This is a genomic window from Pedococcus sp. P5_B7, from assembly GCF_054049895.1.
Window position 1 is genome coordinate 165,519 of the sequence record NZ_JBFULM010000007.1, and the last position, 15,604, is coordinate 181,122.

General features: G+C 70.5%; 16 protein-coding genes. 11 read left to right on the plus strand and 5 right to left on the minus strand.

What is annotated here, in order from left to right; all coding sequences use genetic code 11:
- The first annotated feature begins 26 nt into the window (after positions 1–26).
- Positions 27–497 carry a hotdog fold domain-containing protein gene (locus ACXJKD_RS16770; protein ID WP_457255765.1) on the plus strand — a complete coding sequence of 157 codons (471 nt, stop codon included), beginning with the start codon at positions 27–29 and terminating at the stop codon, positions 495–497.
- Between the two features lie 45 nt (positions 498–542).
- Here ACXJKD_RS16770 and ACXJKD_RS16775 read toward each other — a convergent pair whose 3' ends face one another.
- A complete protein-coding gene (locus ACXJKD_RS16775) occupies positions 543–1,334 on the minus strand; it encodes a tyrosine-protein phosphatase (RefSeq protein ID WP_457255767.1) in 792 nt (263 codons plus the stop codon).
- 268 nt (positions 1,335–1,602) lie between these two features.
- On the opposite strand from ACXJKD_RS16775, the gene hemW reads away from it, so the two are divergent.
- A complete protein-coding gene (gene hemW / locus ACXJKD_RS16780; protein WP_457255768.1) occupies positions 1,603–2,829 on the plus strand; it encodes a radical SAM family heme chaperone HemW in 1,227 nt (408 codons plus the stop codon).
- 113 nt (positions 2,830–2,942) lie between these two features.
- Here hemW and ACXJKD_RS16785 read toward each other — a convergent pair whose 3' ends face one another.
- Together ACXJKD_RS16785 and ACXJKD_RS16790 are read right to left on the minus strand one after the other, a co-directional pair.
- Entirely contained in the window at positions 2,943–3,380 is a 438-nt protein-coding gene (locus tag ACXJKD_RS16785; RefSeq protein WP_457255770.1) for a DUF4870 domain-containing protein, read from the minus strand.
- Between the two features lie 180 nt (positions 3,381–3,560).
- A complete protein-coding gene (locus tag ACXJKD_RS16790; protein ID WP_457255772.1) occupies positions 3,561–4,436 on the minus strand; it encodes a DUF3097 domain-containing protein in 876 nt (291 codons plus the stop codon).
- Positions 4,437–4,566: 130 nt separating this feature from the next.
- On the opposite strand from ACXJKD_RS16790, the gene hrcA reads away from it, so the two are divergent.
- The 3 genes from hrcA to ACXJKD_RS16805 are packed head-to-tail and all read left to right on the plus strand — an operon-like array spanning position 4,567 to position 7,534.
- Positions 4,567–5,598 carry a heat-inducible transcriptional repressor HrcA gene (gene hrcA, locus ACXJKD_RS16795; RefSeq protein WP_457255773.1) on the plus strand — a complete coding sequence of 344 codons (1,032 nt, stop codon included), beginning with the start codon at positions 4,567–4,569 and terminating at the stop codon, positions 5,596–5,598.
- A gap of 55 nt (positions 5,599–5,653) precedes the next feature.
- Positions 5,654–6,778 carry a molecular chaperone DnaJ gene (dnaJ, locus tag ACXJKD_RS16800; RefSeq protein ID WP_457255775.1) on the plus strand — a complete coding sequence of 375 codons (1,125 nt, stop codon included), beginning with the start codon at positions 5,654–5,656 and terminating at the stop codon, positions 6,776–6,778.
- A 12-nt stretch (positions 6,779–6,790) separates the two neighbouring features.
- Positions 6,791–7,534, plus strand: a complete 744-nt coding sequence (locus ACXJKD_RS16805; protein ID WP_457255776.1) for a 16S rRNA (uracil(1498)-N(3))-methyltransferase — start codon at positions 6,791–6,793, stop codon at positions 7,532–7,534.
- Between the two features lie 11 nt (positions 7,535–7,545).
- Here the strand turns inward: ACXJKD_RS16805 and ACXJKD_RS16810 are convergent, their stop codons facing one another.
- Positions 7,546–8,670: a Gmad2 immunoglobulin-like domain-containing protein gene (locus tag ACXJKD_RS16810; protein ID WP_457255777.1), complete on the minus strand. Its 1,125-nt coding sequence runs from the start codon at positions 8,668–8,670 to the stop codon at positions 7,546–7,548.
- Positions 8,667–9,233 carry a SigE family RNA polymerase sigma factor gene (locus ACXJKD_RS16815; protein ID WP_457255778.1) on the minus strand — a complete coding sequence of 189 codons (567 nt, stop codon included), beginning with the start codon at positions 9,231–9,233 and terminating at the stop codon, positions 8,667–8,669. Before ACXJKD_RS16815 ends, ACXJKD_RS16810 begins: the two co-directional genes overlap by 4 nt.
- An 85-nt stretch (positions 9,234–9,318) precedes the next feature.
- Between ACXJKD_RS16815 and ACXJKD_RS16820 the strand changes: the two genes are divergently transcribed.
- The 6 genes from ACXJKD_RS16820 to ACXJKD_RS16845 all read left to right on the plus strand — a co-directional run bounded on the left by ACXJKD_RS16820 (position 9,319) and on the right by ACXJKD_RS16845 (position 15,593).
- Positions 9,319–9,720, plus strand: a complete 402-nt coding sequence (locus ACXJKD_RS16820) for a histidine triad nucleotide-binding protein (RefSeq protein WP_457255780.1) — start codon at positions 9,319–9,321, stop codon at positions 9,718–9,720.
- Between the two features lie 24 nt (positions 9,721–9,744).
- A complete protein-coding gene (locus ACXJKD_RS16825) occupies positions 9,745–10,803 on the plus strand; it encodes a PhoH family protein (protein WP_457255782.1) in 1,059 nt (352 codons plus the stop codon).
- Positions 10,781–11,248: an rRNA maturation RNase YbeY gene (gene ybeY / locus ACXJKD_RS16830; protein WP_457255784.1), complete on the plus strand. Its 468-nt coding sequence runs from the start codon at positions 10,781–10,783 to the stop codon at positions 11,246–11,248. Before ACXJKD_RS16825 ends, ybeY begins: the two co-directional genes overlap by 23 nt.
- Positions 11,249–11,258: 10 nt before the next feature.
- Positions 11,259–12,593 carry a hemolysin family protein gene (locus tag ACXJKD_RS16835; protein ID WP_457255785.1) on the plus strand — a complete coding sequence of 445 codons (1,335 nt, stop codon included), beginning with the start codon at positions 11,259–11,261 and terminating at the stop codon, positions 12,591–12,593.
- Positions 12,590–13,528, plus strand: coding sequence for a GTPase Era (era, locus tag ACXJKD_RS16840; RefSeq protein WP_457255787.1), 939 nt, complete (start codon positions 12,590–12,592; stop codon positions 13,526–13,528). Before ACXJKD_RS16835 ends, era begins: the two co-directional genes overlap by 4 nt.
- A gap of 358 nt (positions 13,529–13,886) precedes the next feature.
- Entirely contained in the window at positions 13,887–15,593 is a 1,707-nt protein-coding gene (locus tag ACXJKD_RS16845; RefSeq protein WP_457255885.1) for a BCCT family transporter, read from the plus strand.
- Positions 15,594–15,604 lie beyond the last annotated feature (11 nt).

Genomic DNA, 15,604 nt, shown 5'->3' on the forward strand with positions numbered 1-15,604 from the left:
CGTTACCGACGGGTAATGTCAGGTCCATGACTGACACCTACGCCCTGTACCGGCGCCTCGCGGCATACCCGCAGGGCAAGCGGCTGTTCTCGCTCGTCTTCGAGCAGGCAGCGCCCTACTTCCGCACGGCGCGTCCGCGGTTCGTCGAGCTTGGTCCCCACCGCGCCGAGCTGACGATCAAGAAGCGTCGCCGGGTGCAGAACCACCTCGGCACGGTCCACGTCATCGCGATCTGCAACGGGCTCGAGGCCGCGATGGGTGCGCTCGCCGAGGCGACGATCCCGAGCACCCGTCGGTGGATCCCGAAGGGCATGGAGGTCGAGTACACCGCCAAGGCGACGAGCGACATCACCTGCGTCGCCGAGACCGACCCGGCCGACTGGGCGCGCGCCGGCGACGTCGAGATCCCGGTGCGGGTCAAGGGGACCCGGGACGACGGAACCGCGGTGGTACAGGGCACCATCCGCCTCTGGGTGACCGACAAGCCGGCCCGCTGACCGTGCTGCTCCGCCGCACAGGCGCCGGTATGCCGGGTGGCCGGCTCAGCCGCGCAGGCTGGCCCGCAGCGCGCTGACCTCGTCCTGCGACCATCCCTGGGCACGCAGCCACCCGGCCGCGCCGTCGTGGCGTTCGGCCAGCACCTCCAGGATCCGTCGCATGGTCTCGGGCCGGGGGCGGTGGTGGTCGACCGGCTGGTCCTGGAGCGCCTCGCCGTACGCGGGACGGGCCATCAGCCGGGCCATGACGAGCTCGATGCGCTCGCCGGTCGCGACGTAGTCGGCGACCACGTCGTCATCGCTCACCCCAGCCACCGAGAGGGCGAGGCCGACCACCGTGCCGGTGCGGTCCTTGCCTGCGGCACAGTGCACGATCGTCGCCCCGCGGCTGCGCGCGACCACCGCCAGGGCGGCGCTCACGGAGTCGGGCCGGTGGGTGAGGTAGCCCAGGTAGTGGCTCGCCCAGTAGTCGTCGTCGAGGCGGGGCTGGGCGTCGGCCTTCTCCTGGTCCTTCGTCGACCAGGGCAGGGCCAGGGCCTCCTGCGCCGTGACCGCGCGGACGTCGTCGCGGAACAGCGAGTGGTGGTGGTGCGTGAGGTCACGGGCCCGGAGGGGGCCCGGGCCCTCCAGCGTCAGCTCCGCATGGCTGCGCAGGTCGACGACGTCGGTGACCCCCAGCTGTTCGAGCGCCTCGACGTCAGACTCGCTGAGGTCCTGCAGGTTGTCGGACCGGAGCAGGCGGCCGGTGGCCACGACGCCACCGTCGGTCGTCGGCAGCCCACCGACATCGCGCATGTTGACGACGCCGTCGAGCTCGATCCAGCGGGGAGTGGTCACCGCTCGACCCTACGTGGGGAGCTGGACCAATAGGTGAGGGCCTCGGAAAGTATGAGTTTCCGAGGCCCTCGACGATCAAGACCGAGGTCCTGATCGACGCTCTCGCCGAAGCGATTGCGTAGGCGTATTTCTAGTCGAGCAACCCCCGCGCCACAAGGGGTTTCGCGAGAGTTTCCCCAAGTTTCTCGGTCCAGTTTCACCCCATTCCGGCGTGTCGCCGAGACACGCCGTGTCAGGGCCACGGGCGGTCGCCTGCGAGGATGGAGCCATGCCCAGCGCCCTGCCCGATGGTGACCCGGCACCGTCCGACGGCCGGTTGCCGCACGCGTCACTCGCGACTCTCGGACACCACCAGTTCGGCATCTACCTGCACGTCCCGTTCTGCTCGGTGCGCTGCGGCTACTGCGACTTCAACACCTACACGCTGACCGAGCTGGGGGTCGACGGCGCGAGCGTGGCGACCTTCGCCGATGCCGCCCTGGCCGAGCTGTCCCTGGCCGAGGCGGTCCTGGGTGACGCCCCCCGGGTCGACACCGTGTTCGTCGGTGGGGGCACCCCCACGATGCTCGCCGCCGGCGACCTGGCCCGGATGCTGCACGGCATCCGCGCGGGGTTCGGGCTGGCTCCGGACGCCGAGGTGACCACCGAGGCCAACCCCGACTCGGTGACGCCCGAAGGGCTCGAGGTGCTCGCCGCGGCCGGCTTCACGAGGGTGTCGCTGGGCATGCAGTCGGCCGTGCCCCACGTGCTCCGCACGCTCGAACGCACCCACGACCCGGCCAACGTCGAGCGCGCGGTGCAGGCCGCGCGGGCGGCTGGGCTGCAGGTCAGCCTCGACCTCATCTACGGCACCCCGGGTGAGTCGCTGGACGACTGGCGCACCAGCCTCGACGCCGCCACCTCCCTCGCGCCCGACCACGTCTCGGCCTACGCGCTGGTCGTCGAGGACGGCACCAAGCTCGCCGCCCAGGTGCGACGCGGCCAGGTGCCCGCGCCCGAGGACGACGACGAGGCGGCCAAGTACGAGATCGCCGACGAGCACCTCGCGTCGGCCGGCTACGGCTGGTACGAGGTCAGCAACTGGGCGCTGCGCGACGACGCCCGCTGCCGCCACAACGAGGGCTACTGGGCCGACGGCAACTGGTGGGGCATCGGCCCCGGAGCGCACAGCCACGTCGGGGGAGTGCGGTGGTGGAACGTCAAGCACCCCAACGCCTACGCCTCCCGAGTCGGCGAGGGACTCAGCCCCGCACACGGCCGCGAGACCCTCACCGGCGAGCAGCGCTATGACGAGCGCGTCCTGTTGGCCGTGCGACTGGTCGACGGGCTCCCGATCGGTGACCTGCGCGACGAGGGGCGGGTCGCTGTCGCGGGCCTGATCGCCGACGGCCTGGTGGACGCGACAGCGGCCCTGCGTCGTCAGCGGGTGGTGCTGACGAGGCAGGGCCGGCTGCTCACGGACACCGTCGTGCGACGGCTGCTCGGTCTGCGCTGAGCTCCTCGCCCAGACGACTGCTTCACCAGGCGACTACTTCACCAGGCGACTACTTCACCAGGCGACTACTTCACCAGGCGACTACTTCACCAGGCGACTACTTCACCAGGCGACTACTTCACCAGCTCGGGCGTCAGCGGGTAGCGGTACCACTCGCCGTTGTTCGCCTTGATCGCCGCGACGATCGACAGGACCACCCAGGCGACGGCGGTGATGATGAGGAACGGGATCCCGATCAGGACGAACGACAGCAGGCCGAAGACCCAGAACGCGATCGTGATGATGATCTGGAAGTTGAGGGCCTGCGCCGCGTGGAACCGCACGAACGGCCCCCGGTCCTTGACGATGAGGAAGACGATCAGTGGGCCGAGGAACGGGATGCCCACCAGAGCCGCCACGAACGGCGCGAGGTGCACGAGGGTGGCCCAGGTCTTCTCGTCCTGCGGCGACATGGGCCGGGGCGCCACGCCGTAGCCCTGTGGCGGCTGCTGCGGTGGCTGCTGCGGCGGTGGCGGAATGTTCGACTGCGGCTGCTGGGGTTGGTCGGTCATGGCTCTCTCCGTGGTCTGCGTGGGTCTGTACCCAGTGAAACGCATGATCGGGCGCAGAGCTGCTCTTTCGGGGTGGGTTCGGGGGTGTGGTCAGGGGCGAGTCAGGGCCGACCCTGACCCGAGGGCTCAATGGCCAGGTTCTGTGACGCTGTATTGATCTCGCGACTCCGTCACGCTGTATCAATCTCGCGACTCCGTCACGAAGTCGATCAGCTCCTCGACGCTTGCGAGCAGCGTCGGCTCGAGGTCGGCGTAGGAGCGGACCGTGCCGAGGATCTGCTTCCAGGCGCGGGCGATGTCGGCCTGGCTGTCGTGGGGCCAGCCGAGGTGGTCGCAGATGCCGTCCTTCCACGACTGCCCACGCGGGATGACCGGCCACGCCGTGAGCCCGAGCCGTTCGGGGCGCACGCTCTGCCACACGTCGACGTACGGGTGGCCGAGGACCCGCACGTGCGCGGCATACGGCCCCTTGGCGGCGGCCTGGACGACGCGGTGCTCCTTGGTCCCGGGGAGCAGGTGGTCGACGAGCACGCCCATCCGGCGCCCGGGCCCGGGCTGGAACTCGGCGATCGCCCCGACGAGGTCGTCGACGCCGTCGAGCATCTCGACGACCACTCCCTCGACCCGCAGGTCGGCGCCCCAGACCTTCTCCACGAGCTCGGCGTCGTGGCGGCCCTCGACGAAGATCCGCGACCCGCTGGCCACCTTGGCGCGGGCGCCCTCGACGGTCCGTGACCCGGAGGCCGTGCGGGAGGCGGCCATCCGTGCCTCGGCCAGCTGGGCGCGGGCCGCCGCGGTGGGTGGGGTCAGCACGACAGGGGCGCCGTCGAGCAGGAAGCCCGGTCCCATCGGGAAGCCCTTGGTGCGCCCGCGCCGGTCCTCGAGGTGGACGACGCGCATGCCGCCGGCCTTCTCGACGCGGACCACGGCGCCGCACCAGCCGGTCTCGACGTCCTCGACGACCAGCCCGGTCTCGGCCTCGACCTCGCGGGAGCGACCCCGTGGGGGGACCTTCCAGTCACCGGACAGGACATCGGAGCCATAGCGGTCGGACACCGAGGCAGGGTATGCCGCGGACGCGCCTTCGCGACGCGGGCGCGCCGCCCGTGCTGGTCCCGGCCCGGGAACCACGTAGACTTGGCACTCGCTGAGTGTGAGTGCCAACCTGACCGAACGGAGGTGTCGATTGAGCGAGGAACGTCGTCTCGCCGTGCTGCGCGCGATCGTGCAGGACTACGTCCAGACCTCCGAGCCGGTGGGGTCCAAGTCGCTGCTCGACCGCCACCAGCTGGGGGTCTCGGCCGCGACGGTGCGCAACGACATGGCCGCGCTGGAGGAGGAGGGGCTGATCGCCGCTCCGCACACCAGCGCCGGACGGGTGCCCACCGATGCGGGCTACCGGCTGTTCGTCGACCGGCTCAGCTCCGTCAAGCCGATGACCGCCGCCGAGCGGGCCGCCATCGCCCAGTTCCTGGAGGGGGCGGTCGACCTCGACGACGTCGTCGACCGGACGGTGCGGCTGCTGGCCTCGCTCACCCGCCAGGTCGCCGTGATGCAGTACCCCTCGCTCACCCGGTCCACCGTGCGCCACATCGAGTTCGTGCCGATGGGTCCGAGCCGGCTCATGGTCGTGCTGATCGTCAACACCGGCCGGGTCGAGCAACGCGTCATCGAAACCCCCCACGACCTGTCCGCCACGGACGGCGAGGCCCTCCTGGGCCTGGTCCGCGCCAAGGTCAACGCCAGGGCCGTCGGGCAGCGACTCGTGGGGGCCGCCGCGTCGCTGGCCAGCCTTGCCGACGAGTTCGACCCCGCGGACCGCGACCTGGTCCGCTCCGTCGTGCAGTCGCTCGACGACGCCCTCGTCGAGGAGCGCGAGGAGCGCGTGGTGCTGGCGGGCACCTCCAACCTCGCCCGGGTCGGCACCGACTTCCCGCTCAGCATCGGCCCCGTGCTCGAGGCGCTGGAGGAGCACGTCGTGCTGCTCAAGCTGCTCGGCACGGCCAGGGAGACCTCCGACGCGGTCTCGGTGCGGATCGGGCACGAGAACCCCTTCGCCGGACTCCAGTCCACCTCCGTCGTCTCGACGGAGTACGGCTCGGGCTCGGACCTCGTCGCCGGGCTGGGCGTGCTCGGACCCACCCGCATGGACTACCCCACGACGATGGCGTCGGTGCGGGCCGTGGCCACCTACGTCTCCCGGATCCTCGCGCAGTGACGCGCGTCCACCTGCCCCACCGACTGTCAGCACCATCGACACCAAGGACATCTCGTTGAACGACTACTACCAGGACCTGGGCGTGTCCCGGGACGCCAGCCCCGAGGACATCAAGCGGGCCTACCGCAAGAAGGCGCGGACGCTGCACCCTGACGTCAACCCGAGCCCGGAGGCCGAGGAGCAGTTCAAGAAGGTCTCGCAGGCCTACGACGTGCTCTCGGACGCCGAGAAGCGCCGGTCCTACGACATGGGCACCGACCCCTACGCCGGTGGCGCAGCGGGCTTCGGCCAGGGCTTCTCGTTCAGCGACATCATGGACGCCTTCTTCGGCGCCGGTGCCGGCCAGGCCCAGCGCGGTCCGCGGTCCCGCCAGCGCCGCGGCCAGGACGCCCTGATCCGGCTCGACATCGACCTCGCCGACGCGGTGTTCGGTGCGGAGAAGGAGCTCGCCATCGAGACCGCCGTGGTCTGCTCGACGTGTCACGGCGACGGCGCCCAGCCCGGGACCTCCCGGCGGACCTGCGACGTCTGTGGCGGTCGGGGTGAGATCCAGCAGGTCCAGCGCTCGTTCCTCGGCCAGGTCATGACGACCCGTCCGTGCGTGACATGCCAGGGCTACGGCGAGGTGCTGGTCAGCCCCTGCTTCGAGTGCTCCGGCGACGGCCGGGTCCGCACCCGGCGCACCCTCACGATCAAGGTCCCCGCAGGCGTCGACACCGGCACCCGCATCCAGCTCGCCGGCGAGGGCGAGGTCGGCCAGGGCGGCGGCCCGGCTGGTGACCTCTACGTCGAGGTCGCGGTCCGCCCCCACCAGACGTTCCAGCGTCGTGGTGACGACCTGCACTGCACGGTCGAGCTCCCGATGACGGCGGCAGCGCTGGGGACGACGGTCAAGCTCGAGACCTTCGACGGCACCAACGAGCTCGAGATCAAGTCGGGCACCCAGGCCGGCGACGCGATGACCCTGCGGGGCCTGGGCGTCACCCACCTGCGGGGCACCGGCCGTGGTGACCTCATCATCCACGCCAACGTGCAGACCCCGACCCGGCTCGACGAGCAGCAGGAGGCGCTCCTGCGCGAGCTCGCCACGCTGCGCGGCGAGGAGCGCCCGGAGGGCCGGCTGTCCCCGGCTCACCCCGGGCTGTTCGGCAAGCTCCGCGACGCCTTCAAGCCCAAGTAGCAGCCGACCGTCGTGACCCTGCCGCTCTTCCTCGTCGACCCCGTCGTCGTCGCCGGCGCCGCTGTCGGCAGCCGGGTCGTGCTCGACGGTCCCGAGGGGCGCCACGCGGCGACCGTCCGCCGGATCGGCGTCGGGGAGCAGGTCATGCTCGCCGACGGCGCCGGGCTGCGGCTCACCTGCGCCGTCGTCGGCTCAGGTAAGGCCGACCTGGAGCTCAGCGTGGTCGAGGTCGACCACGAGCCCGCGGCCCAGCCCCGCTTCGTGCTCGTGCAGGCGCTCGCCAAGGGCGACCGCGACGACCAGGCCATCGAGGCCGCGACCGAGTTCGGGGTCGACGAGGTCGTGCCGTGGCAGGCGTCCCGTTCCATCGTCCAGTGGCGCGGCGAACGCGCCGACAGGGCCCGCCGCAAGTGGGAGTCCACCGTGGTGGCGGCCGCCAAGCAGTCCCGCCGCGCCCGCGTGCCGGTGGTCGCGGACCTGGCCACCACCAAGATCCTCGCCGCGCGCATCGGCGGCGCCGCGGCGGCATTCGTGCTCCACGAGGACGCCACCCAGAGCCTCGCCGCTCAGGTGCTCCCGACCGCGGGCGACGTGCTGGTCGTGGTCGGCCCGGAGGGCGGCATCACGCCCGAGGAGGTCGCGGCGTTCGAGGCGGCCGGCGCAGTGACGGTGCGGCTGGGCGACACCGTCCTGCGGTCCTCCAGCGCCGGGCCGGCGGCCCTCGCCGTGCTGAGCGCTGCCAGCCGCTGGCGCTGACCGCCCCCAGCTCACTTCACCGAGAACGACACGATCTTCTCGGCAGCGACCTTGTCGCCGCCCTCCATGCTCATCGCGAACACCCGGATCGAGTAGTCACCCGCGGGGAGCCGGCCGAGCGAGAAGGAGTAGTCGCCCTGGCTCGGACCTCCGCTGGACGCCATTGCGGTGCCGGTCGACACCTGCGTCGTGCCGCGATCCAGCTGCCAGTTGAGGTGGGCCTCGAAGACGATCGCCAGGCCCTTGACCACGACCGGCTTGCTCGCCGGGAGCACCTGGTCACGAGAGGGCGAGGTCACCCAGATAGGGGCCACGTCCTCGTAGAGGCGGTCCGACGGTGGACGCGTGAAGTCCTGGTCCGTGGAGATCGACCCGAAGAGCGTGGTCGACCCGTCAGCGACCGCGAAACGCACGGGGAGGGTCTGCTGGATCGCCGCTTGCGCGGTCCAGACCAGCTCCTGCACGGCGAGCCGCTTGTTCTCCTCGCCGACGACCGCACTCGACGAGCCGGCATTGGCCAGGTGCACCGTGATCACTCCATCAGCCACGGTCACGTCGCCGATGGTCTGCCCCGACCACGGCTGGAGGTAGCCGTCGGTGTTGCTGTACGGCTGGGCGTTGATGGCCAGCACCAAGGCCGCCTTGGCCTTGGCCGCGGCGGTGGCGCCGGTGGACAGGTCCTGACGGAGGAACTCCCGGAACAGCCGGTAGGTCGGCTTGGCGTCGCCGATCGGGCCGACGAAGTAGACCGGGAGCGACATCGACTCGGTCGCGGCAGGTGCGCTCGTGGTCGGCGAGCTGGTCGGGGAGCCGGTCGACGACGCTGACTGCGTGGGGCCGTGGGTGGCCGGTGGCGTGACCGACGGTCGGTCGTCCTGCCCGGACCACCAGACGCCACCGATGATGGCCGCCACCGCGGCTGCTGCGGCCAGTGGCAGCACCCAGCGCCGGGTGCCCGAGCCCCCCGTGGCGGTCACCGGCCCGACCTCGTGGGCCTCGTGCAGGATCGTGTCGAGCCGGTTGGACGGGCGCACCTGCTCGGCGTCGCGGGCCAGCGCCTGGCGCAGCCGTCGCTCCACCTGGTCGAACTCGCCCGGCTCGTAGTCGGGGTGCAGGAAGTCGGTGCGGTCGCTCATGACGTCGCCTCCATCCGGTCGCGCAGGGTCGCGAGCCCGCGGTGCGCATGGGCCTTGACCGAGCCCGCGGAGATGCCGAGCGCATCGGCGATCTCGGCCTCACTGAGGTCGAGGTAGTAGCGCATGGTCAGGACCTCTCTCTGGCGCTGGGGGAGTCGTCCCAGCGCGCCGATCATGGTGGTGGTGCTCTCGGACTGGAGGGCGCGCTCCTCTGCGCTCGCCTCGCTGTGCCGGGCGTATGCAGTGGGGCCGCCCTGCTGCTCGCGCGTCACGTAGCGCTCCTCCACGCCGCGGTGCCGCAGGCCGGAGCGGGCTCCGTTGACCACCGCGCGACGCAGGTAGGCGGCCGCGGCCTGGTGGTCACGGATGGTGTCCCAGCGGCGGTGCACCGCGATGAAGGCGTCCTGGACGACCTCCTCGGCCGCGAGGTCGTCTCGCAGCAGCAGCCAGGCCAGCCGCACCAGCCCAGTCCAGTGCGCGGCATACAGCTCGGTGATGGCTTCGTCGGCACTCGGCCGCACCTCACCACCCCGGTCGCGCTCGGCCACACTCAACAGTCTCACGCCACCTAGACGCGCAACCCCTCTGGCCGGTTGACGCGCCGATACCCTCTTGTTTGTGGAAGACACCGGCGTGGACGACACAGGCATGGACGACACCACCATGGACGACACGGGCCGGCGCGACGGGACGACGCGGAACTCCGATCCGGACTGCCTGTTCTGCAAGCTCGTGGCGGGCACGCTCCCCGTGACCGTCGTGTACGAGGACGAGGCGACCTTCGCCTTCCGTGACCTGGAGCCACAGGCCCCGACGCACGTCCTCGTGGTCCCGCGCCACCACGTGCCCGATGTCGCCGGCCTCGTGCAGGAGGCTCCCGAGGACGTCGCGGCCCTGATGCGCGCCGTGGCCGCCGTGGCGGCGCAGGAGGGGCTGGCCGACCGTGGCTACCGCTCGGTCTTCAACACCGGAGCCGAGGCGCACCAGACGGTGTTCCACGCCCATGTCCACGTGCTCGGCGGCCGGTCAATGGCTTGGCCACCCGGCTGAGCAGCACCGTAGACTGGGCAGACCATGTCAGATCCTGAACATCCGACCACGCTGGGGGGCGCGCCCGAGGGTGCTCTCCCGGTGCCCACGCACACCGTCGAGATCCCGCCACAGGTGCAGATGGTGACGCTCCTCGGCCCGCGGGACGAGCTCCTCCGCACGATGGAGCGGGCCTTCCCGAAGCTGGCGATCCACGTCCGCGGCAACGAGTTCCACCTGTCCGGCCCGAGCGCCGAGGTGGCCCTGGCCGAGCGCACGATCGACGAGCTGCTCCTGGTCATCGACGGCGGACAGCCGCTCAACCGCGACGCTGTCGAGCGCTCGATCAGCATGCTGCGCGCCCAGACCACCGAGCGTCCTGCCGACGTGCTGACGATGAACATCGTGAGCAACCGCGGCCGCACCATCCGGCCCAAGACGCTCAACCAGAAGCACTACGTCGACGCCATCGACGCCCACACGATCGTCTTCGGGATCGGCCCGGCCGGCACCGGCAAGACCTACCTCGCGATGGCCAAGGCCGTCGCCGCGCTGCAGGCCAAGCAGGTCAACCGGATCATCCTCACCCGCCCGGCAGTGGAGGCGGGGGAGCGGCTCGGCTTCCTGCCCGGCACCCTCAACGACAAGATCGACCCCTACCTGCGGCCGCTCTACGACGCGCTGCACGACATGGTCGACCCCGAGTCGATCCCGCGGCTGATGGCCGCCGGCACCATCGAGGTCGCGCCGCTGGCCTACATGCGTGGCCGCTCGCTCAACGACGCGTTCATCATCCTCGACGAGGCCCAGAACACCTCGCCGGAGCAGATGAAGATGTTCCTCACCCGGCTCGGGTTCGGCTCGAAGATGGTCGTCACGGGCGACATCACGCAGGTCGACCTGCCCGACGGCACCAAGTCGGGGCTGCGCGTGGTCCGCGACATCCTCGCCGACGTCGACGACATCCACTTCTCCCTCCTCACCGCGCAGGACGTCGTCCGGCACCGCCTCGTGGGCGCGATCGTCGACGCCTATGAGCACTGGGACGAGCGGACCCAGGACTCGGGAGGGCGAGGACAGCGTGAGCGTCGACGTTCTCAATGAGACCGACTACCAGCTCGACGAGCTCGAGCTGGTGGCGCTGAGCCGCTACGTCATGGGCGAGATGCGGGTCCACCCCGGAGCAGACCTGTGCCTTCGTCTGGTCGACGAGGCGGCGATGGAGGTGCTCCACGTGCAGTGGATGGACCTGCCCGGCCCCACCGACGTGATGAGCTTCCCGATGGACGAGCTGCGGCCGGGTCGCGAGGGCGAGGAGCCCGAGGAGGGTGTGCTCGGCGACATCGTGCTGTGCCCGTCCGTGGCAGCCAAGCAGGCCTCCGACGCCGGCCACGCGACCGAGGAGGAGCTCCTGCTGCTGACCACGCACGGGATCCTGCACCTGCTCGGGTACGACCACGCGGAACCCGAGGAGGAGCGCGAGATGTTCGAGCTCCAGCGTCAGCTGCTGCTGACCTTCCTCGCGGGCCGCGGGCGTCCCGCCCCGTGATGGTGACGTCATGACCGGACTCGTCTTCGCCGCCCTCGTCAGCGTCGCTGCCGCCTTTCTGCTGTCCGCCGCCGAGGCCGCCCTCTGGCGGATGTCGCGGGTCCGCGCCCAGGAGCTGCTCGAGGAGAAGCGACCGGGCGCCAAGGCCCTCAACCGCATCGTCGGCGACAGCGCGGCATACCTGTCGGTGACGGCGTTCCTGCGCATCGTCGCGGAGTCGACCACCGCCGTCCTCATCACCCTCGGGGCGATCAACCTCGTCGACGGCTTGTGGACGCGGCTGCTCGTCGCGATCGGCGTGATGGCGCTCGTCTCCTTCGTCGTCGTGGGCGTCTCGCCCCGCACGCTCGGCCGTCAGCACTCGGACGCCGTTGCCCTGCTTGCCTCTCCGCTCATCGTCGGGCTGCGCACCTTCCTCGGCCCGGTCGCCCGCGTGCTGATCGCGCTGGGCAACGCGGTGACCCCGGGGCGCGGCTACCGCGACGGCCCGTTCCAGAGCGAGTCCGAGCTGCGCGACCTGGTCGACCTCGCGGGGGAGAGCGCGGTGATCGAGGCCGGCGAGCGCGAGATGATCCACTCCGTCTTCGAGCTCGGCGACACCGTGGCGCGTGAGGTCATGGTGCCCCGCACCGACATGGTGACCATCGACGGCGAGAAGTCGCTGCGCTCGGCGATGTCGCTGTTCCTGCGGTCGGGCTTCTCGCGGATCCCGGTCGTGGGCGACGGCTCCGACGACATCCTGGGGCTGCTCTACTTCAAGGACGTCGTGCGGCGGGTCAACGCCGACCACGAGGCGGGCACGCTGCCGGTCACCGCCCAGATGCGCCCCATGCACTACGTGCCGGAGAGCAAGCCGGTCGACGACCTGCTGCGCGAGATGCAGCGCGACCAGAGCCACTTCGCCGTGGTCGTCGACGAGTACGGCGGCACCGCCGGCCTGGTGACGATCGAGGACATCATCGAGGAGATCGTGGGCGAGATCGCCGACGAGTACGACCGTGAGGCTCCCGGGGTCGAGGACCTTGGGAACGGCACCTTCCGCGTCCCCGCGACGATGGACATCGACGACCTGGCCGACCTCTTCGACGTCGACATCGAGGAGGACGAGGTCGACACCGTCGGTGGCCTCATCGGCAAGTCGATCGGCCGGGTGCCCATCGTCGGGTCCAGGTGCGAGGTCGGTGGGCTCTCGCTGACCGCCGAGCGGATGGCCGGTCGCCGCCACCGGATCGCCAGTGTCATCGTCGAGCGGGTCGCCGTGGCCGACCCCGACGGCGGCCACGCGCCGACCGACGACAGCCTCGAGCGCACTACGGTGGAGCCCGAGCGCGAGGGAGTGTCATGACTGCGAGTGGTTCGGGTGCGTCCGACGGGTACGTCGCAGGCTTCGCCTGCCTGGTCGGTCGGCCCAACGCCGGCAAGTCCACGCTGACCAACGCCCTCGTGGGTCACAAGGTCGCGATCACCTCGTCGAAGCCGCAGACCACGCGGCACACCATCCGCGGCATCGTCACGACGCCGACCTCGCAGCTCGTGCTCGTGGACACCCCGGGGCTGCACAAGCCCCGGACCCTGCTGGGCGAGCGGCTCAACGACGTCGTGCGGGAGACCCTGCTCGAGGTGGACGTCATCGGGTTCTGCCTGCCGGCGGACCAGCGGATCGGCCCGGGTGACGGGTTCATCGCCCGTGAGCTCAAGGAGATCCAGCAGGACCGGCGGCGCCCGGTCGTCGCCATCGCGACGAAGATCGACACCGTCGACCGCGAGCGGTTGGCCGAGCACCTCATCGCCATCGACCAGCTCGGCAACTGGGACGCGATCGTGCCCTGCTCGGCCGTCGACGGCCGCCAGGTGCAGGACGTCGCCCAGGTCCTGTCGACCTACCTCCCGACGTCGCCGGGCCCGCTCTACCCCGAGGGGCAGCTGACCGACGAGCCCGACGTCGTCATGATCGCCGAGCTGGTCCGCGAAGCGGCGCTCGAGGGGGTGCGCGACGAGCTGCCCCACTCCCTGGCCGTGGTGGTCGAGGAGATGGTGCAGCGGCCCGACCGCCCGGAGGACAAGCCGCTGCTCGACATCCGGGTCAACGTCTTCGTCGAACGCTCGTCCCAGAAGGCGATCATCATCGGGCGCGGAGGGTCGAGGCTCCGCGAGGTCGGCACCAACGCCCGCATCGGCATCGAGAAGCTGCTCGGCCAGAAGGTCTACCTCGACCTGCACGTGAAGATCGCCAAGGACTGGCAGCGCGACCCCAAGCAGCTGCAGCGCCTGGGTTTCTGAAGACAGCGCCTGGGTTTCTGAAGACAGCGCCTGGGTTTCTGCGGGCCCGGCGACGTTCCGCCTCGTGTGGCGAGGCTCACGCCATACCCGAATCCCTTGCGGGGCAACGAATTCGGTGACGCCGATCGCTGTCGGCCCGCTCGCGACTTGAGATCGGCGCTCGTTCTCGACAGGGTGGGCGGTCGGTTGCAATGGTATTGCATTGCAACGGTTTTGAACTGGACCGAGCTTGATACGCAACTGACGAGAACGAAGGAGCGGCGCCCGCACGCGCCAACAACACCCTGTGAGCACACTGACGAACACTGGCCCGGCCGCACCGGCTGAGGCCTCGGGCGAGCACGACGCCCTCGAGCACCTGCCCGACAACCACCACCCCGCCCTCGACCCCGTCGTGGTGGAGCACCAGGCCAACGAACCCCGGAAGGTCGACACCATCGTCTTCGGGGTCACGGCCGCCATCGCGGTCGCGTTCGTGCTGTGGGGCTTCCTCAGCACCGACACCCTCAGCTCGGCCTCGGGCGCAGGCCTCGGCTGGGTCGTCCACAACATGGGCTGGCTCTTCTCCCTGGTGGCCTCGGGCTGCGTGTTCTTCGTCATCTGGCTCGCGGCCAGCAAGTACGGACGCATTCCGCTGGGCCGCGACGACGAGCAGCCGGAGTTCAACACGGTCTCCTGGGTCGCGATGATGTTCTCGGCCGGCATGGGCATCGGCCTGATGTTCTACGGCGTCTCCGAGCCGCTCTCGCACTTCGTGACGCCGCCGCCCGGCACCGGTGCGGCCGGCAACCCGGAGGCCGTGCAGAACGCCATGGCCACGACGCTGTTCCACTGGACCCTGCACCCGTGGGCCATCTACGCCCTCGTCGGGCTGGCCATCGCCTACGGCGTCTTCCGGAGGGGCCGCTCGCTGCTCATCAGCTCGGCCTTCGCGCCGCTGCTGGGGGAGAAGCGCACCAACGGCCCGGCCGGTCGCGTCATCGACATGCTCGCGATCTTCGCGACGCTGTTCGGCTCCGCGGCCTCGCTCGGCCTCGGCGCGCTGCAGATCGGCTCCGGCTTCGAGATCGTCGCCGGCATCGGCAAGGCGGGCAACATGCTGCTCGTCGCGATCATCGCCGTGCTGACGGTCTGCTTCATCCTGTCGGCCGTCTCGGGTGTTGCCAAGGGCATCCAGTGGCTGTCCAACATCAACATGGTGCTGGCCCTCGCGCTCGCCGTCTTCGTCTTCGTCGTGGGCCCGACCGTCTTCATCCTCAACCTCGTCCCGACCGCCGTGGGCTCCTACTTCCAGGACCTCGCGATGATGTCGGCCCGCACCGACGCCGCGGGTGGCGACGCCATGAAGGAATGGCTGTCGGGCTGGACGATCTTCTACTGGGCCTGGTGGGTCAGCTGGACGCCTTTCGTCGGCATGTTCATCGCCCGCATCTCGCGGGGTCGCACCATCCGGCAGTTCGTCACCGGTGTGCTGCTCGTGCCGAGTGTCGTGTCCCTCGTGTGGTTCGCCATCTTCGGTGGTGCCGGCATCCAGATGCAGCGCAGCGGCACCGACGTGGCCGGCGCGGGATCCGCCGAGGGCACGCTCTTCGCGATGCTCTCCCACATGCCGCTGTCGACCATCACGTCGGTCGTGGTGATGCTGTTGGTCGCGATCTTCTTCGTGTCCGGTGCCGACGCCGCGTCGATCGTCATGGGCACGCTCTCCGAGCGCGGGACGCTCGTCCCGAGCCGCAAGACCGTGGTCTTCTGGGGCGCCGCCACCGGCGCCGTGGCAGCGGTGATGCTCCTCGTCGGCGGTGAGGACGCGTTGTCAGGGCTGCAGAACATCACCATCGTGGCGGCGCTGCCGTTCCTCGTCGTGATGGTCGGTCTGGCGATCGCCCTGGTCAAGGACCTCAGCAACGACCCGATGATCGTCCGCGGTGCGTATGCCATGGCGGCCGTCGAGCAGGCCGTGGTGGCCGGCGTCACCGAGCACGGCGACGACTTCACGCTCACCTTCGAGGAGTCCGCGCCCGGCGAAGGCGTGGGCGACCGAGCCATCGGTTCCGCCACATCGTGAGCCACTGAACC